General features: G+C 59.2%; 17 protein-coding genes. 15 read left to right on the top strand and 2 right to left on the bottom strand.

What is annotated here, in order from left to right:
* Nucleotides 1–114: 114 nt before the first annotated feature.
* Nucleotides 115–1,245, bottom strand: a complete 1,131-nt coding sequence (locus tag J5289_RS20495; protein ID WP_209207429.1) for an alkene reductase — start codon at nt 1,243–1,245, stop codon at nt 115–117.
* 96 nt (nt 1,246–1,341) lie between these two features.
* On the opposite strand from J5289_RS20495, the gene J5289_RS20490 reads away from it, so the two are divergent.
* Nucleotides 1,342–2,256, top strand: a complete 915-nt coding sequence (locus tag J5289_RS20490) for a LysR family transcriptional regulator (RefSeq protein WP_209188084.1) — start codon at nt 1,342–1,344, stop codon at nt 2,254–2,256.
* 548 nt (nt 2,257–2,804) lie between these two features.
* Entirely contained in the window at nt 2,805–3,632 is an 828-nt protein-coding gene (locus J5289_RS20485; protein ID WP_209207438.1) for an SDR family oxidoreductase, read from the top strand.
* On the opposite strand, the gene J5289_RS29385 is transcribed toward J5289_RS20485, so the two are convergent.
* On the bottom strand, nt 3,546–3,926 hold the full coding sequence (locus J5289_RS29385) for a transposase (protein WP_257625534.1): 381 nt from the start codon (nt 3,924–3,926) through the stop codon (nt 3,546–3,548). The two genes, J5289_RS20485 and J5289_RS29385, sit on opposite strands and share 87 nt — an antisense overlap.
* Before the next feature lie 631 nt (nt 3,927–4,557).
* Between J5289_RS29385 and J5289_RS20475 the strand changes: the two genes are divergently transcribed.
* From J5289_RS20475 to J5289_RS20415, 13 genes are all read left to right on the top strand, one after another.
* The gene (locus J5289_RS20475; protein ID WP_209186963.1) at nt 4,558–5,781 is read left to right on the top strand and encodes a lytic transglycosylase domain-containing protein; all 1,224 of its coding nucleotides are present in this window, start codon (nt 4,558–4,560) and stop codon (nt 5,779–5,781) included.
* Nucleotides 5,778–6,149, top strand: a complete 372-nt coding sequence (locus J5289_RS20470) for a TrbC/VirB2 family protein (RefSeq protein WP_142831946.1) — start codon at nt 5,778–5,780, stop codon at nt 6,147–6,149. The genes J5289_RS20475 and J5289_RS20470 overlap by 4 nt, the downstream gene beginning before the upstream one ends.
* A gap of 2 nt (nt 6,150–6,151) precedes the next feature.
* Nucleotides 6,152–6,472: a VirB3 family type IV secretion system protein gene (locus J5289_RS20465; RefSeq protein WP_142831944.1), complete on the top strand. Its 321-nt coding sequence runs from the start codon at nt 6,152–6,154 to the stop codon at nt 6,470–6,472.
* Between the two features lie 3 nt (nt 6,473–6,475).
* Nucleotides 6,476–8,995, top strand: a complete 2,520-nt coding sequence (locus J5289_RS20460; protein WP_209207430.1) for a VirB4 family type IV secretion/conjugal transfer ATPase — start codon at nt 6,476–6,478, stop codon at nt 8,993–8,995.
* Nucleotides 8,973–10,145: a lytic transglycosylase domain-containing protein gene (locus tag J5289_RS20455; RefSeq protein ID WP_209207431.1), complete on the top strand. Its 1,173-nt coding sequence runs from the start codon at nt 8,973–8,975 to the stop codon at nt 10,143–10,145. Before J5289_RS20460 ends, J5289_RS20455 begins: the two co-directional genes overlap by 23 nt.
* A gap of 22 nt (nt 10,146–10,167) precedes the next feature.
* On the top strand, nt 10,168–10,959 hold the full coding sequence (locus tag J5289_RS20450) for a conjugal transfer protein (RefSeq protein ID WP_209186960.1): 792 nt from the start codon (nt 10,168–10,170) through the stop codon (nt 10,957–10,959).
* 214 nt (nt 10,960–11,173) lie between these two features.
* The gene (locus J5289_RS20445) at nt 11,174–12,247 is read left to right on the top strand and encodes a type IV secretion system protein (protein ID WP_209188088.1); all 1,074 of its coding nucleotides are present in this window, start codon (nt 11,174–11,176) and stop codon (nt 12,245–12,247) included.
* Between the two features lie 58 nt (nt 12,248–12,305).
* Nucleotides 12,306–13,040, top strand: a complete 735-nt coding sequence (locus J5289_RS20440; protein ID WP_209186924.1) for a virB8 family protein — start codon at nt 12,306–12,308, stop codon at nt 13,038–13,040.
* Nucleotides 13,037–13,870 (top strand): TrbG/VirB9 family P-type conjugative transfer protein, encoded by an 834-nt coding sequence (locus tag J5289_RS20435; RefSeq protein ID WP_247750747.1) that lies wholly within the window; start codon nt 13,037–13,039, stop codon nt 13,868–13,870. Before J5289_RS20440 ends, J5289_RS20435 begins: the two co-directional genes overlap by 4 nt.
* 8 nt (nt 13,871–13,878) lie before the next feature.
* On the top strand, nt 13,879–15,216 hold the full coding sequence (gene virB10 / locus J5289_RS20430) for a type IV secretion system protein VirB10 (protein ID WP_209188089.1): 1,338 nt from the start codon (nt 13,879–13,881) through the stop codon (nt 15,214–15,216).
* Nucleotides 15,213–16,262, top strand: a complete 1,050-nt coding sequence (gene virB11 / locus J5289_RS20425; RefSeq protein WP_209186922.1) for a P-type DNA transfer ATPase VirB11 — start codon at nt 15,213–15,215, stop codon at nt 16,260–16,262. The genes virB10 and virB11 overlap by 4 nt, the downstream gene beginning before the upstream one ends.
* Nucleotides 16,231–19,041 (top strand): type IV secretory system conjugative DNA transfer family protein, encoded by a 2,811-nt coding sequence (locus tag J5289_RS20420; RefSeq protein WP_209207432.1) that lies wholly within the window; start codon nt 16,231–16,233, stop codon nt 19,039–19,041. The genes virB11 and J5289_RS20420 overlap by 32 nt, the downstream gene beginning before the upstream one ends.
* An 84-nt stretch (nt 19,042–19,125) precedes the next feature.
* Nucleotides 19,126–19,470, top strand: coding sequence for a hypothetical protein (locus J5289_RS20415; RefSeq protein ID WP_209207433.1), 345 nt, complete (start codon nt 19,126–19,128; stop codon nt 19,468–19,470).
* The last annotated feature ends 98 nt before the right edge of the window (nt 19,471–19,568 follow it).

Here is a 19,568-nt window from a genome sequence, read left to right as displayed (position 1 = left end):
CCCGTAGGTTGAGGAGTTTGGCGAGCGCCCGTGGCTGGGGACTTTCAGATACAATATTGGCCCCTCCCGCGGCAGTCACAAGAGGCCGGACGTGATCCGACCTCGAGAAACAGTTCACGCGGCGGCATAGGGCGGGTAATCGATGTAACCGTGCGCATCGCCACCGTAATAGGTAGTGCGATCCGGTGGGGTCAGCGGCCAGTCATTTCGCAGCCGGGCCACGAGGTCCGGATTGGAGATGAACGGCTGGCCGAACGCGGCCAGATCGATCGTGCCGTCCGCGATCAGCTTGTCGGCGCGCGCGCGTGTCATGTTGCCAGCCAGGATCAACGCCGTGGCGGGAAGGCTCTTGCGGAAGTCGCCGAGCAGACGAACGATGCTGTCAGAGACCGTCTCTCCCTTGGTGTCCTCGCCTCCGACGTAGCCCGATTGGTCCATGATATGGATGTAGGCGATGCGCCGTTCGCCAAGCGCCGCGGCCAGTGCCGAGTAGGTCTCCTCGATCTCGCCGTGATGCGGCATGTCGAATAGCTTGCCAAAGGGCGACAGGCGGATGGCAACACGCTCGCGGCCGATCCGGGAGATGGTGGCATCCACAACTTCGAGCGCGAACCGCAGACGGTTTTCCATCGTGTCGGCGGCGTAGCGGTCCTTGCGATCGTTGACCTCGGGGTTGAGGAACTGCTCGAGCAAGTAGCCGTTGGCACCGTGGATTTCGATGCCGTCGAAGCCTGCTTCAATGGCGTTGCTGGCGGCATTGGCGAAGTCGCCAACAACACGCTCGACCTCCTCTGTCGAAAGCTGGCGTGGTTTCGTTGTTTCGATAATGGCCGGAATGCCGTTCTCATCGTATCCAAAGGCGGTCGCGCCTTTGGCGATTTTCGAGCTGGCGCTGACGGGATCGATGCCACCTGCCTGGATCGAAGGGTGGGACACACGGCCGACATGCCATATCTGAGCGAACATCCGGCCGCCCACGGCACGCACGGACTGTGTCACCAGACGCCAGCCGGCAATCTGCTCGGGCGTGAAGATGCCGGGATTGAAGAGATAGCCCTGACCCTCACGCGAAATCGGAGTGCCCTCGCTGACAATCAACCCGGCTGTGGCACGCTGTGCGTAATAGAGGGCGATTGTCGCGTCGGCAGCATCGTGTGGAGCGCGCGAGCGGGTCATCGGTGCCATGACCACCCGGTTGGCAAGCTGCGATCCGGAAAGATTGAATGGGGTGAAAAGATCTGTCATGCGGTGTCCTCGTTTCCAACTGACCATCTTAATAATGCCTGTCGCGCAAAATATTTATAGGCTACAGTTCCGATCATTGCGGAAGAAAGGTGGTTTATGGCAGAGCCCGTCGATAGTCTTGCCTCGCTCCGAGCGTTCGTGGCCGCAGCCGACACCCGAAGTTTCAAACTGGCGGCCCAGGAGCTCGGACTTTCCTCCTCGGCAATCGGCAAGGCCATTGCGCGGCTGGAGGGACAATTGGCGACGACGCTGTTCCATCGAACGACCCGCACCATCTCGCTGACCGAGTCGGGCGCCATCTTCCTGGTCCGCGCCCGCAGGATGCTGGAAGAACTTCACGCCGGAGAAGCAGAGTTGGCGGAAGCGGCGGGAAGCCCACGTGGCAAGTTGCGCGTCAGCCTTCCTTTGACCGGCTCGCTCTTTACCAGAGCGCTCGCGGCGTTTGTCGCCGAGTACCCACACGTCGAACTCGATCTGGACTATAGCGATCGCATCGTCGACGTTGTCGAGGAAGGTTTCGACGTTGTGATCCGGACCGGGGACACCGGAGACTCCCGGCTGCTTCACAAAACCCTCGGTAGCTTTACCTGGCTCCTTGTGGCAGCACCCAGCTACCTGGAGAAGCACGGAGAGCCGAGAGCGCCAGGGGAGCTTTTTGACCATGTCTGCCTACGCCAAAAATTTTCGTCCGGACGTATAGCCCCGTGGCCGTTGAAATCTGCGCCGGGACAGCAGGTGCCGGTTAGTCTGAGCGCAAGCGTCATCGACCCGCTCCTCGATCTAGCTCAGCGCGGCGGGGGTATCGGATGTTTTCCGGAATTCCTCGTGCGAGAAGGGCTGGCAAACGGACGGCTACGCTGCATTCTTGAAAATGAGGTCGACCGTAACGGGGTCCTGACGATGTTATGGCCAGCAAGCCGTTTTCGTGTGCCGAAAGTCCGTGCCTTTGTGGACTTAGTGTCGAACGAGGTCAGGGCGGAAGTCGCTGGTGCTAAGCGGCTTTTACTATGAAGATCCCGACCTTATGTTTATTGCACTCGTGCTCAAGAGCTAGCGTCGTCAGACCTTCTGGCCTCGGTCCGGACGGCCAAAGCTTTGCGCCGAACCCGCTACGTGCGCCGGCATGAAGACGGCCGCTTCTTGGCTTGGATGTCGCCGGCGGTGATCGAATACAGCACCAACTTAAGCCAAGCTGCAGAGCTGCCCACCCTTTAAGATCGAGCGCCCGCACCCGTAAATGACCACTCGGGGTTTTGGTATCCCTGCTATTTCCCAACTATGTCTCGATTAAATGCCTGATGACGGAGCCCTGGAACGGAACGGCTCATAACTGGTTGTCCCGTGACTCAAAAAAGGAATATGCAATGACCAAGCGTGACGAGACGTCGCTACCAAAATTATCCCGCCGGGCCGTAGTAGGCGGTGCTACTGCAGTCGTAGCCACTGTGGCTTTGGCATCACGCCAAACAAACGCGGCGCAACCATCTACCGCAAATCCGACTGAGGTGAAAATCAGCAACCCGACAGAGCTCTATCCAAAGCCACCGTTCAAATCACAGATGCAGCCTTGGCCTGGCCTCGCTAGCAAGATGGATCCCAAGCCAGATCATGGCGAGACTAGCTACAAGGGATCGGGACGTCTTGCCGGCCGCAAGGCCCTGATCACCGGGGGAGATTCCGGCATGGGGCGCGCGGCAGCCATAGCGTTCGCGCGTGAAGGTGCAGACGTTGCAATCAGCTATCTGCCCGATGAGGAGCCTGATGCCCGTCAAGTCACAGAGCTCATAAAACGAGAGGGTAGAGTAGCAGTGGCGCTACCCGGCGACATCCGGGACGAAGCGCGTTGTGGCAAGATTGTCGAGGAGGCAGTGCGCCAGCTTGGTGGGCTCAATATCCTCGTCAACAACGCCAGTCGACAACAACAGCGCCCGTCGCTTCTCGATCTCTCCAGCGAAGATTTTGATGCAACGATGAAGACCAATCTCTATGCAATGTTTGGGCTGACAAAGGCGGCGCTTCCGCATCTGCCAGAAGGATCGGCTATTATTCAGACAACGTCGGAACAGGCTTACGACCCATCCGAAGACCTGGTCGATTACGCGATGACGAAGGCTGCGATGATGTCCTTCACCAAGTCGATGGCAAAACAGCTCGGCCCGAAAGGCATCCGTGTCAATGGCGTCGCCCCTGGACCGATCTGGACACCGCTGCAGGTAAGTGGAGGTGCCACGCAAGTCAAACTCATGTCCTTCGGCGGCAACACCCCGCTTGGCCGGCCCGGCCAGCCTGCCGAATTGGCGTCAATCTACGTCCAACTTGCCGCGGCCGATGCGAGCTATGCGATTGGTCAGGTGTACGGGGCAGCCGGCGGCAGTGGCCAACCGTAAATGCAGGGGTAGCAAAGAAATCAGCTGCCAGTCGATCTCGCGGCAGAAGAGCGCATCGATGTACTGGTACGAGACCGATTTATCGGGACGATAGAAGGTCACGTCTACCCAGTTGCGCGTGCGCGGCATCAGCTTGATCACGAGTATGCGCGCCAGCCAGAAGACGGGTTCGCTTTGACCCTGCGTGTCGGGATGCAGGGTGTCCGGCTGGACGGTGGAGCGGTTTTTCAGGAGGCCATCGAGGAGATGGATGGCCTCATCGGGTGAGACGCTCGTCGGAGCGAGGGTAGGCAGTGCGGTCGATCGCTGTCATAATGGTGTCCGGAAAAGGGTATGCCGAAGGGGTCGTGGAAACTGCCTAAATCAAAGGCTTCGGGGCATAGCGTTCCGCCGTCCGGAAAGGAATACGTTAAAGGACGGCTTAAGCCGGCATCCACACCGCAGCAAAACCATTCGGAGCTCTATCTGCGCGTTTCCACGCCCGACCAGAAACCGGACCTGAATATGACCGACTGCGAGCTTATGCCGAGCGCGCCGGTCTCGATATAGTCGGAGAATATTGCGACATCGCCTCGCTGATCTTGTAATGCGTCTGGGCCATCGTATCATCCGCTTTCAGGTTGAAAACGATCATACCACGACACTGTCATGCGTACGATCAACATGTACATCTCACCTCCGATAAGCAATATATGTCGACGATACAGACGGAATTGCCCAATTTCGTGTGCCGGATCTCTGCTGGCCGCTCGGACACTCATGCAAGCTCGGTGCTGGTAAAGGACGGGACAGCTGTCCGCTTTGCTCGCATTTGGGGGCTCTGACAACCTCAGTATCCCTAGACGCCGGATAACTGGTCGCCCCAATTGACATGCCTCAGGAAGCGCTCCTTCCCGGGTAGCTCCTTCCAGATAATTATACTCCAGTGAAATTTGCAGTTGATTTCCGTGGCGGAATGCGGTTCAAAGACTTATACCGCAGTATAAGTTTCGTTGGTTTCGCCATGGATCGTATTCCGCTTTCACCTGTGAACAGACCGCAGATATCTTGGTCGCCAAGAAGACTGTGGGTTGCCGGCGCTTCGGCTGCCCTGCTCACCGGCTTTGCATCGGGCCCTTCTGACAGCAACCATCATATCGCTCCGGGACTATCTACACAGGTCAATAAGTCTAGTGGCGTAGGCGCGACTGTAAGAAAGCCTGCGGTGCTGTCGGTGGCAATCCCAGCGTCTGGATCTGTCGCGATCAAGCAGGCTGCCGTCCCGGCACTTGAAGCGACGAACTTCAACCAGCGCTTTGAAGGGCCGCGCGACGAAGATCGGAAGTGGGATAGGGCTCTTCTGTTTGAGGTGGACGGAGAGTCGGATAATAATCCCTCGAGCTTACCTGGAAAGGCGCCTGATAGCGCGACTGCACGGTGCGAACGCACCGTGCAGTCGCCCATTGGTGCTCATTCTCTTGAGAGCCCGCCAGCATCTCCGGTCACGGACCTGGACACCAGCTTGAATGTCGATGCCAGCGGGTCAACAGCACAGGCTCGCCCCGATCTTTTATCCGGCATCCCCACGGACTTTGCGAGGCTCGCGCTGGCGATTGCCGCGACGGATGGAGTTGATCCGAACTGGGTGCTTTCGGTCATGCGGGCCGAGAATGGCGGCTTCGATCCAGGCTTGGTGAGTTCTGCCGGCGCCATCGGACTAATGCAGGTGATGCCACGCGTAGGCAAAGCCTTCGGTGCCAAGGATTTGACCGATGCCGAACAAAACATCCAGGCAGGCACGAGGTTTCTCCGGTTCCTTATCGATAAGTACCGAAATCCGGTGCTGATCGCCGCGGCCTATAATGCCGGTGAACCCAACGTCGACCTTCGCCACTCCCTGCCGCTGAACCGCGAGACCGCCGACTTTGTCACACGTGTCGTCGGATACTATACCGGCACAGTGGTCAGGCAAAGGCATCCGCAAGCTATCCCGCCCTCAGCGCCCGTACCCATCTCGCCGCGCGCCGGGCCTGCCGAGCGAGTTAGATCCCCAATGCTTGTTTTCTCTGCTGCACAGCCGATCCCGCCGGACGCCCGTCCTCAGCGTGAGGAAGGGCGTAGAGATGTTGGCGGACCAGTCAAAATCGTCAAGGAAGAGGTGTCTAAATGAATCCCATCGCGTTCGCAGCCCACACGGCCGCTCTCTATAGCAGCGTTGCCTGGTCCTCCATGGCTCGCCGAAAATGGCTCGGCAACGCCGCCATTGTGCTTGCGGCAAGCCTGATTCTGCTCGCCGCCCAGTACGAGCCGGCGGCGGCACAGAACCTCGATCGTCTCCAGCAGGCGGCTGATCGGCTGGTGCAATTCTTCACGGGCCCGTTCGGCCGCTCGGTCGGCGCGATCGCCTTCATTGGCATGTTCCTCGCAGCGGCCTTCGGATACTGGTCGTGGGGGGCGCTCCTGCGTGTCGGCGGATGCCTTGCCGGTATGTTTGCCGCAGCCGAACTCGTTGACTTCCTCGCCGGCGGGGGGACGTGAGCATGGCGGGTAATGATTCCGACGGGCGTGACGACTACATCGAATCCCATCCGGTTATTCTCGCGCTGACGCGGCCGCCAACAGTAATGGGAATACCCTACACATATTTCCTGGCGGAATGCTTCATCTCGCTGATGGTGTTCTTGATCTTGGGATCGATCCTATGGTTCCCCGCATGTTTCGCCATTCTGCACGGCATCCTCTACGTGCTTACCGTAAAACTCGACCTCTGGTTCTTTGAGATCGTCGGTCGGCTGAGCATGTGCGGCGTCAATCCTCTTGGCCGGAAGCTCGGCGGTGGCGTCAGAACCTACGGGGTGTAAGCGATGAACACGATGGCGAGATCGCTGAAAGGAAGTCTGTCGAGGGGCTGGGAGATCTTTGCGGATCGCCGTGTCGCGACGCATGTCCCTTTCTATGTGCCGATCGAGAACGGCATCATCCGCCTGAAGAACGACTGCCTCGTCTCGACCGTAAAGCTGACCGGCTTTTCCTTCGAGACGGCCGACATCGAGACAATCAACATGCTGCAGCGACAGCGCAACGCCGCCTTCCGCGCGATCTCTTCGATCGGCAGCTTTGCGCTCTATACGCATGTCGTTCGGCGCAAGGTGGCGCCCTCGTTACCCTCGGCTTTCGCCGATCCTTTCATGCAGTGTCTCGACCATGTCTATCAGAAGAGCATCTCCAAGAACGAGATGTTCGTGAACGACACCTATGTCTCGCTGGTTGTGCGGCCGATGTTCAAGAAAGGGTCAGCTCTTTCCCGCATCATGGGCGCCGGCGGCACCATCGTGCGCAAGGAACAATTCCGTGCGATGCGCGACAAGCTGGTCGAGGCGACGCGGGCACTGGAGAAATCGCTTGGCATCTACGGTCCGAGGGTCCTTCGCGACGTGCAGCGCGTGCACGCGGACCTCGGGAATAGCAGGACGATATTCCGTGATGTGTCGGAAGACATGGTGATCGATGAGACCGCGCAAAAAGTCTGGTTCTCCGAACAGTGCGAATTCTTCTACACACTTCTGAATGGCGGACGCGTCCGGCCGATCAGGCTTGGGACGATCCCGGCCGACGAGTTGCTGCCAGCGCGCAGGACATCGATCGGCAACCGCATCATCCATCTGCAGGGCGACACGCCCGATGACGACCGCTATGCGGCGATGGTCTCCCTGAAGGAGTATCCGCCCGAGACCGGCGCAGGCATGCTCGACTATGTCCTCAAGCTGCCGTTCGAGCTGGTGTTGACCCAATCAATGTCCTTCGTCGATGATATGGCTGCGCGCAGTCGGATAGAACGACTAGACCGCCAGATGTCGAAGGCCGACGAAGGTGGATCCAGCGTGCAGGCCAATCTCGACATCGCTCGCGACGAGCTCGCACGCAAACGCGTCGCCTTCACCGAGCATCATCTGACAATCATGCCGATTGCCAAATCGACAACGCAGCTCGACGACGCGGTGGCACTGATCGGAAACGAACTTGGTGCGCTCGGAGCGTCATATGTCCGAGAGGATCTGAATGCAGAACCGGCCTACTGGGCGCAGCTTCCCGGGAATCAGGCCTATATCGCGCGCCGGGCTTTGATCTCGACACTCAACTGCGCGGGCTTAAGCAGCTTCCATGCCTATCCCTATGGCAAGCCGGACGGCAACCACTGGGGCCCGGCGATCACCATCTTTGAGACGACCTCCGGCACGCCCTTCTTCTTCAACTTCCACCAGGGGGATGTCGGGCACACGACAGTGTTCGGACCGACGGGATCCGGCAAGACTGTCATCATGGGCTTCCTCATTCTGCAGGCCTATCGTGTCAGCCCGCGCCTGAAGACAATCGTCTTCGACAAGGATCGCGGCCTCGACATCATGGTGCGGGCGGCGGGCGGAACTTACATGACGCTGGAGCCCGGCAAACCCTCCGGTTGGAACCCATTGCTACTCGATGACACAGAGGGAAACCGGGTTTTCCTGTACGGGCTTTTGAGCTTCATGCTTAAGCCGTCGAAGGAAGGCGAGAGCCTGACGCCGCAAGAAGAATCAATCATCCGCAGCGCGATCAAATCTGTCCTCAAGACGAAGGGCAGGTCGTACCGCCGTCTCTCGTCGTTGCGGGCACTGCTTGCCGGCAGCGAGAGAACGGAGGGCAGCCTGATCGCCCGGCTCGACAAATGGGTCGACAAGGGGCCCTATGCCTGGCTCTTCGACAATGCCGAGGATATTCTCGATATCTCGAGGCCGATGATCGGCTTCGACATGACTTCGATCCTCGACGATCCTACGGTGCGCACCGCAGCACTTCTCTACATGTTCCATCGACTCGACGAAATCTACGACGGCAAGGCGCCGATCATCAATCTGATGGATGAGGCCTGGAAGCTGCTCGATGACGATGAGTTCAAGCGCACGCTAAAGGATTACTTCAAGACCATCCGGAAAAGGAACGGTCTGGTGATCTTCGGCACGCAGTCAGCCGACGATGTGGTGCGCTCGAGCGTCAGCCGCACGATCATCGAGCAGACGTCGACGAACATCTTCTTCGCCAATCCGAAGGCTGACGAAAGCTCTTACATGGAGCACTTCGGCCTATCCCGGGCCGAGTTCGAATGGGTCAAGAACGGGGATCCGAATTCGCGCTTCATGCTGATCAAACAGGCGAAGAACAGCGTGATTGCCCGCGTGGACATGTCCCACATGCCCGAGTTCATCAAGGTGCTGTCAGGCCGAGAGGAGACGGTCCGTGAGGTCGAGATGCTGCTCGACGAGCATGGAGAGGATCCGAAGAACTGGCTGTCGAAATTCTGCGACTGGAACGGGGTAGCGGTCGATGATCAGCGCAAAGCGTCTTGAGAGAGTTGCAGTCGGCGGTTTGGCCCTCGCTGCGGTTCTTGCTGGCAGTACGAGCCATGCGCAGGTGCCGGTCATCGACAATGCGCGCCAGAAGATCCAGCAGGCGACATTGAACTGGTACCAGGGCTATCAGGCCGATTCCCGGAAGCTGAAAGGCGCCTCGGGCGGCACGACCGACAGCGTGGCACCCGGTCAGGGTTCCGGCGCGCCCGCTGATTGCTCGGCGGACGGCATGGCGGGCGGCACCGCGCCGGCGGCGCCATCTCAGCGCACGCCGAGCCAGCAGGAAGTTGCCAGCATGGTCGAGGATGAGGCAATCCGGCAGGGCGTCGATCCGAATTTCGCACTGGCGATCGCCGAGCAGGAATCACGCTTTCGCCAATCCGCCCGCTCTGCGGTCGGAGCCACCGGCGTCATGCAGCTGATGCCGGGGACAGCCGCTCAGCTCGGCGTCAACCCCTACGATACGCGTGATAACATCCGTGGCGGCGTCAAATATATCAAGCAACTCCAGGGGATGTTTGGCGACCGCTACGACCTGATTGCCGCCGGCTACAATGCCGGCCCGTATCGGCAGTCGCTGCAGAATGGCCAGATCCCAAACATTCCGGAAACCCAGGACTACGTCAAAAAGGTCTCTGCCTATTATGCGCGCAACAAGGCTCAGAATGGTGACCGCACCCCGACGCAAGGTGCCGGCGAGCCGGAAACCGTCAGCTACGGGAACGGATGCGGCGAGCAAATCAAGAAAGCCGTTGACCGGAATACGCAGGCGCAGGTCGAGCGCGGTTCGGTCTGGAACGAGTTGCTCGGAAAATCGACCGAAGCGAACCAGCAATATCTTCAGCGCCTAAAGGCTGGCCTTCAGTCGTCATCAGCGAGCCTGCGCGGGACTGGCGGCGGCAATGCCAAAGATTACGACGGCTCGCTTGCGATGGCGCAGATCCAATGCCCGACCAATATCATTGATACCGGCGGCACGCGCTGCTTTGCGGTGCCGTCGAGCGCGAGTACCGAGCAGATCCAGCGCTGGCTCTTCGACCTGCAGGAACAGGCCCGCGCCGATGGCAACGTCGCGACTTTCTCGGTGATGCAAGATCCCGCCTTGGGCCTCGTAACAGTCGTCGATGCCAGACCCACCGCGAAGTGAACGGACAGGAGAGGAAAGTTACATGAAGATATCACTCTTAGCGGCGACTTTGAGCTTGTTGGTTGTTGCTCAGGCGCAGGCACAGGTCCCTGTCAAGGATTCGGAAAACATCTCGCTCAGCGAGGAGATCAAACGACTATCGTCGGAGATCCAGCAGGACACATCCGTCGTCAAGGACAACACCACGAAAACTCTGGCAGCGATCACAGGCGACCGGACGCAGGATGCCAGCCAGTTTGCCAAGCTTGCGACCGGCAATGGCTTCAGCATGGGACAGGCGCCGGATTTCAGCACTATCCTATCGAGCAACCAAGCTGTGTTCGGAGGGATCGGCGGCCAGTTCCAGAACACCGCGGCCAAGCTGATCAACGGCCTCAACCTGGTAAAGATGGTGGTCGATAGCGCCAAGGGCGGCGGGCTGTCAGGCGCCAACCAAGTCTATTCGCAGGGAATCAATGCACTCACCACGCTCACCGCGCTCACCGACGCGATGAACAGCGCGACGAAAGACCGGCAGAACTCGTTCATGCAGGCCACGCAACAGATCGGAACGGCAAAAGACCTGAAAGGGGCTCTGGAGCAAAACACCCAGATGGTGCTTCAGGGGAACCAGACCGCCAACGAAGCCGTCGGCTCGTTGAACAACCAGGTCATGCTGCTGAACCAACAATACAAGGCAGCGCTCGCCACCTCATCGCAGAACCTCAAGACCTTCGCTCCGCTTCCCGACAGCGTGATGCGTGACGGCGGAACCGCGCCACAGGGCAGCTCGGTTCGTGATCAGTTGAAGGCTTTCGAGGAGCAGAACCATTGAGGGTCACCCACTTGCTGGCGATCGGCTTTGTCGCGCTTACCGGTTGCGCCGGGAAATACGAGCAGATGGCGAAATGCTCGGCCGACGAAAACCCTGTACCGGCACCCAGCTACGGGACAGAGCTGAAGCCGACAGCTGCGGAGGTGGCGGTCGAGGCGGCAACCAAAAACGATTGCGGCCCAATGCGCCCTGTCAATCAATTCCAGGATGAGACATGGATCCCGTCAGTTACGCGATAAATTTCTATGGTGATGCGCTTCGATATTTCGACAAGATCAACGAGGCGTCTCTCGAAAGAGCATGGGGTTTGTTTGCCGAGAACAGCAATCTGGTCTCCGGCATACTGGCGATCTTCCTGATCCTCTACTTCCTCTGGGGCGCGCTCGGACTATCCAGCGTTTCCCTGCAGGATATGGCCCTTACCGCCTTCAAGCTTACACTCGCCTATGCCCTGATCATGTCATGGGCGAATTTCTACGACAATATCGGCCAGTTCGTGTTGTCGGCACCGCAGGATCTTGGCTCAGCCATTTCCTCGGCAATGGGTGGTCAGTCGGCGGGTTCGGATATCGCGAGCCAAGTCGCCAGCATGGCGCGCAAGGTCTACGACTTTGCCATGCAGCTCTTCAATTCCTATGAATCCGGATGGCTGCCGAACGTCACCGGCGCCGTCGTCGTTTTCATCGTTCTTGTGTTCGGCCTGTTGCCGATGTTGCTGATCCTCACCGGCGTCACGCTGTTTGCCAAGATGATCACCGCTGTCATGCTGGCGATCGGCCCGATTGCCATCCTTTCCTATTTCTTCGGAATCACGCGGTTTGTCTTCGACGCATGGGTGAGGGGTGTCGCCTATGGCATGTTTATGCTGCTCTTCACTTACATCATGGCCGGGCTGTCGTTCGGGTTCCTGATCGGCATGATGGACACGATCAACGGCGACATGGCCACCAAGGAAAACGCGCTAGCGATCGTGCTTGCCATGGTGCTTTATCTGGCTCTGATCTCTTATTTCATCTTCCAGGTCCCCGACTTTGCGCGCACGTTTTCCTACGGCACCGCATTCTCTGGTGTTCCGGGCGGCGGCGGGGTTGATACCGCATACAGTGCTACCCGCAGACAGTTGGCCTCCAGCAATTCACGCGCCGGCCAAGCAGCTGCAGTCGGGCTCGGCATGCTGGCTGGACCGAGAGGGGCCGTTACGGCAGCAGCTCTTGCTGGTCGCGGCGGCATCGCCGGCGCCGGCGCCCTCGGTCGGATGCTGACCAATCGTCGGCGCAGCAGCGAATGACCAAGAGAGCAAGAACGGCTTCAAATTTCTCAAAAATAGCGACTTCGAGGTTCGAGACTTGGCATTGTTCAGACGGCAATTGAAAGCGGCGCCAGCCGACCGTGTCCCCGGTCCCCAGGATATCTACGACCAGCATCTTTCCTGGGGCGAGAAGAACCGCTCCCTTCGCACTTTGATCGGTCTCATCCTGCTGGTCTTCGCAGTGGCCGGCTGGATCGTCGCCGGCGTGCTTTCTTTTTCGGTGGCGCAACTGTTTCCGCTCGTGCGCACAGAGGTCGTGCCGCTGATCGTCGATAAAAACACCGGTTACATGGAAACCGTCACCACACTCGACAAGGACCGCACGAACGTCTCCGAGATCCAGGCAGTTCGCGCCTCGTTCGTCGGCAATTATGTCATCCGCCGCGAAACCTACGACCCACGCTATCTGTCCGAGAACTTCGACATGATTGCGCTGTGGTCGGAGCCGGGTTCGCCGGCGTTCAAGGATTATTCGGACTGGATGAATCCCTCCAATCCCAGAGGTCCGGTGAAGACGCTCGGAACGACCGGTGAGATCAGACCGGAAATCCTGTCGGTCAATCCACTCAATCAGACGACGATGTCGGTCCGGTTTGAAACGAGAGAGCGCCAGCGTGGCGGCGAGGTCGTCAACCGGTGGTCCGCAACGGTTCGCTATAAACAGATCAACCTTCCCGCCAGCAATCGGGTCCGGCTTTACAATCCGCTCGGCTTCGTGGTCACCGAATATGTGAAGGTCCCCGAGACCATGCCTTCGGGGCTCGTTCAATGAAGCGCAGGATGTGGATAACCGCCCTGTCGCTGTTCTTGGCGAGCTCGGCTGCCCAGGCTGAACTTCTCGCCCGCCCCGGCAGGCTCGACCCCCGGGTGCGGACACTGCCGTATTCGGCAGAGCAGGTGTTTGTTCTGACCGGCACCTACGGGATGGTCACGACAATCCTGTTCGGCGCGGACGAACAGATCACGCAGGTCGTCGCAGGGGATACAGTGTCCTGGCAGATCCTGACATCGGCCGATCGCCGTTCGCTGACCCTGAAACCGATGGAAAAGGACGCCCCGACCAACCTCTCGGTGGTGACGACCAAACGCGCCTATTCCTTCGACCTCGAAGTGAACGATAGCAAGTCTATCCAGAACCAAACATACAACCTGCGATTCATTTACCCGGAAGATACCGGCCTGAAGGGAACGGCAGAGCTCTGGAAGCAGGCCCAGGACGCCGAGCGAAATCCGAACATCAAGAATATTCGCCGCGACAAGGTCAATAACGACTACGGCTTCAAGGGCAGTGATGCAGCCAAGCCGCTCTGGGTCTTCGACGACGGGCTGAAGACCTTCATGAAGTTCACAGGCGATGTGCCCGCCATCTTCATCGTCGACGCCAAACGTCGAGAAAGCCTCGTCAATTATCGACGGGAGGCGGATTACATCGTCATCGACACGGTCTCGCGGCAATGGACGCTGCGCTACGGCACTGAGAACGAGACCTGCCTGTTCAATCTTCGCACAGCCCCTGCCGATGTGCCGGCCCCGATCGAAGGTGCCGTGGCGCCAAAGCGGCTCGGCTCCGCTGGGCTCCGGTCCGAACCCAAGTCACGATAGGAGGCACGATGTCGGATCCGAACTATCACTCGATCGACACCGATACCGCAATTGGCGGCCAGGTCTGGCGATCCGGGATCGGGTTGATGCGTCCGATGGCTGTGGTGGTCGCGATCGCCGGTATCGGCGTTGTTCTCTACTTCCTGTTTTCCGGCGGTGAGCGGGAACCGACCGTCGACACGACGCCTCGGGAAGAATTCCGCCCGGTTCAGGCGCCGAGGAACGAGGGCTTCAATCCGCCGGCGCCGCCGCCCTTGCCGACCGTCCAGGTACCAGAGGCTCCTCCGCCCCCGCAACCCCCGCTGCCGGAACCAGTCGTGCCGGCCCCGGTCCAGATCGCGCCGCCGGTCGATGTCGATTGCTCCAGGGGAAACAATCCCGACAATCCAAGATGTATCGAGCTCGCCCGAAAGGCGAAGCTTCTCGAGCGTGTCCGCTCGTCCGCTGTCGTCTTCGATCAATCCGAGCAGAGGAACGGATCCGCATCGGCTTCCTCCGATGCTTCGGGAGCCGGCCTGGTCGGCGCGAACGGCTCGTCTGGGGCGCCCTCCGGTGGAAACCCCGATGCCGGCGGCGCTACAGATGGCGACCGCGCCTTCCTGAAAGCGATGGGTGGCCAGGGAGTGGAGGTCTCGACGGCCACTGAGAACCGGCGCATCGATGCCTGGATCCCGCAGGGGACGATGATCCGCGGTACGCTCGAAACGGCTGTGAATTCCGATCTCGCCGGCATGGTGAAGGCGATCGTCCGGGAGGATGTCTATTCCTTCGACGGCCGCCGCATCCTCATTCCCGCAGGCTCCTCGTTGATCGGCGACTACAAGTCCGGTGTCGAACGCGGGCAGGAGCGCCTCTTCATCGTCTGGACCCGGATGATACGTGGCGATGGTGTTTCGGTCCAACTTGGTTCCTACGGCACCGACCGTCTCGGCCGCTCCGGCATGACCGGCGTCGTCGACCGGAAATATTGGGAGCGGTTCGGGCCGCCGGCGCTGATGACGATCATCGGCGGCGTGACTCAATACATCGCTCAGCTCGGTCAGAAACAGGATCGCAGTATCACGATCGTCAATACGGACGGAACCGTGACCAGCATTCCCCAGGACAACGGAACCACCTCGCAGGATCGCGCACGCGAGATCGCTGCAGAGACCATCGCGTCAGGCATTCAGCAGCTTGCGACGGAGGCGTTCCAGGACACTAAAAACATCAAGCCGACGATCCATATCGCCCAAGGCTCCGATATCACCGTGTTCGTCACACGAGATCTGGATTTCTCCGATCTCTATTCAGACCCGGTCCGCGAAGCGTTCGAGCGCTTGCGCAGAAAGAAGCTCGGCAAATGAATGCTTGTTTATCGATCTCCGCCGAACAACACTTCCTGTCCGAGGCGCTCGAGCCCATCAAGACGTTTCTCGACGATCCCGGTGTGGTCGAGATCTCCTGTCAGCGCAGCAATGAGATCTGGCTGGAACGCATCGGTCAGCTCAGCATGGTGAGGCAGGCGGTCGATGGGCTCGACCAGGAGGCGATCCGTCACATGGCGTCCCGCGCGGCGTCGTTCACCAAGCAAACCGTCAATGCCGAGAACCCGTTGCTGTCCTCCACACTGGTCGATGGCGAGCGCGTGCAGTTCGTCCTCAATCCGACCTCGGCGACAGGACATGCTTTTTCGATCCGCAAGCAATTCATACGCCGGTTCGATCTCGGCGACTACGAAAAGGCCGGTGCCTTCCGATTCACCAAGGTCACCGGCGACGACTATATCGACGATGTCGATATCGAGTTGTCACGTTTGCTGCGGGCCGGAAGGGCACGCGGGTTCTTGGAGCTCGCGGCTGTCCATCACCGCAGCATGTTGATCTCTGGCGGCACGTCGACCGGCAAGACGACGTTTCTCAACACCATGCTCACCGCCATTCCGAACAACGAGCGGTTCGTCTTGATGCAGGATACTGCAGAACTGGAGCCTTGCCAGGAAAACGTCGTTTCGCTGCTGGTTTCGAAAGGAGGACAGGGCGAGGCCCGGGTGACGATGACCGATCTCCTTGCGTCGGCGTTGCGCCTGCGGCCGGATCGCATTTTTATGGGCGAGCTGCGCGGTGACGAGGCCTTCGACTTTATCAACGCGATCAATACCGGCCATCCGGGCTCGATGTCGACGATCCACGCCAACTCGCCGCATCACGCTTTTAACCGACTGTCGACGCTGGTGCTCAACAGCAACGTCCGCATGGAGCGCGACGACATCATCCGCTACATCCGCTCGATCATTCCGATCGTGGTCCAGTTGAAGAAGAGCGATGCCGCCGGTGGCCGCGGTGTCAGCGAAATTTACTTTGCCGACGAGGTGGATGAAGATGGCAAGCGTCGACACGGACACGCAGGCTGATCGCCCGAAGTGGACGGAGCTTCAGAGAGCTTCGACCTTCACTTTTCCGGTCGCCGTACTCGGGGCTTTCGCGGTGTGGCTGTTGTTCTTCACGCTGATCTACGACGCCTATGTTACGTCATTCGGATCGACCTCCTATTACGACTACATCGCTCAGGCTCGTCTCCTCGATAGCCTTGTTTATACATGGTCCATCGTCCGGGCCCGCAACACGGTCGGGCTGTCGCTGCTCGCCCTCTCCCTCGCCACGCCGTTCCTGTTTTTCCTGCTGTGCCTGTGGATGCTGAAAGGGGGTAGGGCGCTATCGCGGAAGATCCTCTATCTCCTTCACATCAGGTCGATGTTCACCCTGATTGCACACTCGGCACTCATTTTCGCCGCCGCTTATGGCGGTGTCGCCGTCTACGGGATCGTTTTTTACCTCGTGGCGACAAGGGCCGGCGGACATGTCGATATTGCCGACTACTATAGCAATCACCTTGCAGCGATGTATCAGGCACCCTTCGGTGCGACCGACGCGGCAGGCGCATATCGGAAGCCCTCGCGACAGACAGTGCTCGGCGCACTGGCGGGCCTGGGGGCAGCAGGCGCGCTAGTCGGGGTTCCAATCGGCGCCGCGATCCAGAAACGCCAACGGATGATCATGGGCAAAGCGCGGCTGGCAACCTTGAAAGATGCCGCCGACTTTCAGTTGCGTGACAAGTATGGCATCGTGCTCGGCTTGAAACAGGGGCTGCTTCTGCGCAATGACGGCGACCAGCATGTGATGGTCATCGGCTCGCCGGGACAGGGCAAATCGCGCGGCTTCGTCATCCCGACCATGATGAGTTTTAAGGGCTCGCAGGTCGTTCTCGATATGAGCGGTGAGCTTTTCGAGGAAACCTCAGGCTACCTTAAGGACAGGGGCTACGAGATTTTCCTGCTTGCACCGGGGTCCAATTTCACCGACGGCTACAATCCGCTGGATCTGATCAGTGCCGATCCCAACCAGAGGATCACAGACCTGCAGAAACTCACGCAGATGCTGCTCCCGGAACGTCTGCGATCCGATTCCTCCGATTTCTGGGAGGAAAGCGCCAGGATCCTGCTGACGGCAATGCTGGGTTTCGTGCTCGAATGCCCTGATACCCGCAAGTCGCTCAGCGAACTCTACCGTATTCTCAACTCGATGTCGGATGAGCGCAAGGTGATCATTCAGCTTCTGGAAAACTACGAGGCCGTCCTGTCCGACCAGACCCGTATGCAACTGACCAAATTCGCCGGGCGCCACGAAAAGCTCGGGGAGGGCATTGCAGCGGAGATCGTCGCCAAGCTCAATTTTCTGCAGAACCCGCTGGTCGAGGCACTGACATCGATTACGTCAATCCCGATAGACGCCATCAGAAAACGGAAAGTGGTGATTTACGTTCAGGCCGACTGGAATGCCATTCAGATCTACGAACGGCTGATCTCGATGTTTATCCAGCAAATGGCCGACAAGCTCGTGCAGATGGGACGGTTGCGCAACGGCGAGCACGAAGTACTGATGATGCTCGACGAGTTCGGCAATGGTGGCCGCATCGACACTGTCCTGACACTCGCTCCGCTGATCCGCAAGAACGGCGTTCGCTTCGTGTTCATTCTGCAGGATGGCGCCCAACTCGAACGGCTTTACCAGCGCTCTGGCCAAAAGATCCTCATGGGTGCATCGACGATCAAGCTGTTCATGAACTTCCAGAACCAGGAGGACGCGACGGCGGTGTCGATGGCAGCCGGCAGGACGACGGAGTGGGTCGAGCAGTCATCCTATACCCATCGCCATGGTCGCCGCGATCGATCGATTGCAAAGGTGCCGGTTTCGGTCGATCTTTTGCCGGTTAATACGCTGATGATGATGAAACCCGAGGAGGCGATCCTCCAGGTCACCGGCATGCCGCTGATGCGTATCATGAAACTGGACTCCGGTGGCGAGCGCATGTTTTCGAAGGCGCGAAAGTTCAAGCCGGCGACACGGCCATGCATGGAGCCGGTCGAATGGACGATCGCTGATAGCGACGCAGTCAAGCCAATCGTGGCGGACCCTGAGGCGGCCATCCCTTCGAAAACGAGAAGCCCGCCGCCCGGGACTCAAACCGAGATCGACTTAGGCGCCGTGCAGCGACCGCCGCAACCACAGAATATGCGCTTCATCGTCAAGGACGGGGTACGCTACGTCTATATATCATCGCTCGACGAACTTCGTCATCGCCTGGATCTCGACGAGAAACGTGAGGCCGGTGTCAGTCCGGAAGACCTGCCCAAGGGGAACGGCGTGCGGGAACCTGATAGCCGAAGGAACGGGCCGGCCGGCCGGCAGGAGAAAGACGCCGGAGGCAACCGTGCTCCTGTCCTTGCCGAGGAGGGTAGCGATGTCGAGATTGATATCGATCGGGAGAAGCTGGCCCGTAGCGTCTATTCAGGATCTCCAGGAAAAGCGCGAAATCCACCAGGTCGCATTCCGGATTCTCGGGACCAAGGCGGCGAGCGCTCCATCGGCCCGGCCATTCTTCAACGTCAAGAGGTCCGGGAGGTATTCGGAGCGGATATCAAGGCCTTGAATGACGCGATTTTCCAATGTGCTGATGGCGCCTCATTCGAGCCAGCGACGCTGAACGCCGATGTCGAGCTTTTGATTGGACGTCTCTGCGAACGCCTGGCGAGCGAGAGTTCAAAAGCCATTCTGCAGGAGTTCGCTGACGTTGCGCGAGATCCGCTGGGTGAGGAGAGGACGCAGGTCGAGACCGATGGTGGCGTCGACTAGCTGATAGGGTTGGCTTGTCAGTACCGTTCTGTTGTCCAAGCCCTCGTGCAGGGTCCACAATAGTTGCCAAAAAGGGGAGATACCGTGGCGGAAATCAAATACTTCAGGCGTGGAGGTCTTTCGAAAGAGGGAAGCCTCGATCGAATTGTCGACGCTGCCAGAAACGACGGTGGCCTTTGGTTGATGATCAAGGAGCGCGCAATGGAGACACGCGCGCTGACGGTCGAGTTCGAAAGGCTGGGGGCAAACCCCGGCGAAATGGAGAGGCTATTTCCAAGGCGCCTGACACCGACGATCTCTGAGCTGGTAGACGAGCTTGTGTCGTCCATCGCTGGAGGCTGTCCGCCGGAGATGAGGGTTCTTGTTCAAGATGCGTTGCTCCAGGCAGCGAACGCAGAACTCGATGCGAACAGGGGGCGGCCGTCGTGAAAAAACGGGACTGACGAGATCATCTCTCTCTTTGTTGTTCGTCGACCATCGCTAGAGGACTTGCAGACCGGCTGCGCGTAAGCCTGCACAGCGCGAAG

Origin of the sequence: Rhizobium sp. B230/85, from assembly GCF_019355735.1 — a bacterium.
GTDB lineage: Bacteria > Pseudomonadota > Alphaproteobacteria > Rhizobiales > Rhizobiaceae > Rhizobium > Rhizobium rhododendri.
The sequence above is the reverse complement of the archived record's forward strand: the minus strand, read 5'-3'. Positions and strand labels throughout refer to the sequence as shown.

Excerpts from the sequence above, each read along its gene's own strand:
- J5289_RS20460 (WP_209207430.1), top strand. The coding sequence starts at position 6,476 with ATGAACACGATGGCGAGATCGCTGAAAGGAAGTCTGTCGAGGGGCTGG.
- J5289_RS20420 (WP_209207432.1), top strand. The coding sequence starts at position 16,231 with ATGGCAAGCGTCGACACGGACACGCAGGCTGATCGCCCGAAGTGGACG.
- J5289_RS20490 (WP_209188084.1), top strand. The coding sequence starts at position 1,342 with ATGGCAGAGCCCGTCGATAGTCTTGCCTCGCTCCGAGCGTTCGTGGCC.
- virB11 (WP_209186922.1), top strand. The coding sequence starts at position 15,213 with ATGAATGCTTGTTTATCGATCTCCGCCGAACAACACTTCCTGTCCGAG.
- J5289_RS20470 (WP_142831946.1), top strand. The coding sequence starts at position 5,778 with ATGAATCCCATCGCGTTCGCAGCCCACACGGCCGCTCTCTATAGCAGC.
- J5289_RS20455 (WP_209207431.1), top strand. The coding sequence starts at position 8,973 with ATGATCAGCGCAAAGCGTCTTGAGAGAGTTGCAGTCGGCGGTTTGGCC.
- J5289_RS20495 (WP_209207429.1), bottom strand. The coding sequence starts at position 1,245 with ATGACAGATCTTTTCACCCCATTCAATCTTTCCGGATCGCAGCTTGCC.
- J5289_RS20450 (WP_209186960.1), top strand. The coding sequence starts at position 10,168 with ATGAAGATATCACTCTTAGCGGCGACTTTGAGCTTGTTGGTTGTTGCT.
- J5289_RS20465 (WP_142831944.1), top strand. The coding sequence starts at position 6,152 with ATGGCGGGTAATGATTCCGACGGGCGTGACGACTACATCGAATCCCAT.
- J5289_RS20485 (WP_209207438.1), top strand. The coding sequence starts at position 2,805 with ATGCAGCCTTGGCCTGGCCTCGCTAGCAAGATGGATCCCAAGCCAGAT.
- J5289_RS20445 (WP_209188088.1), top strand. The coding sequence starts at position 11,174 with ATGGATCCCGTCAGTTACGCGATAAATTTCTATGGTGATGCGCTTCGA.
- virB10 (WP_209188089.1), top strand. The coding sequence starts at position 13,879 with ATGTCGGATCCGAACTATCACTCGATCGACACCGATACCGCAATTGGC.
- J5289_RS20435 (WP_247750747.1), top strand. The coding sequence starts at position 13,037 with ATGAAGCGCAGGATGTGGATAACCGCCCTGTCGCTGTTCTTGGCGAGC.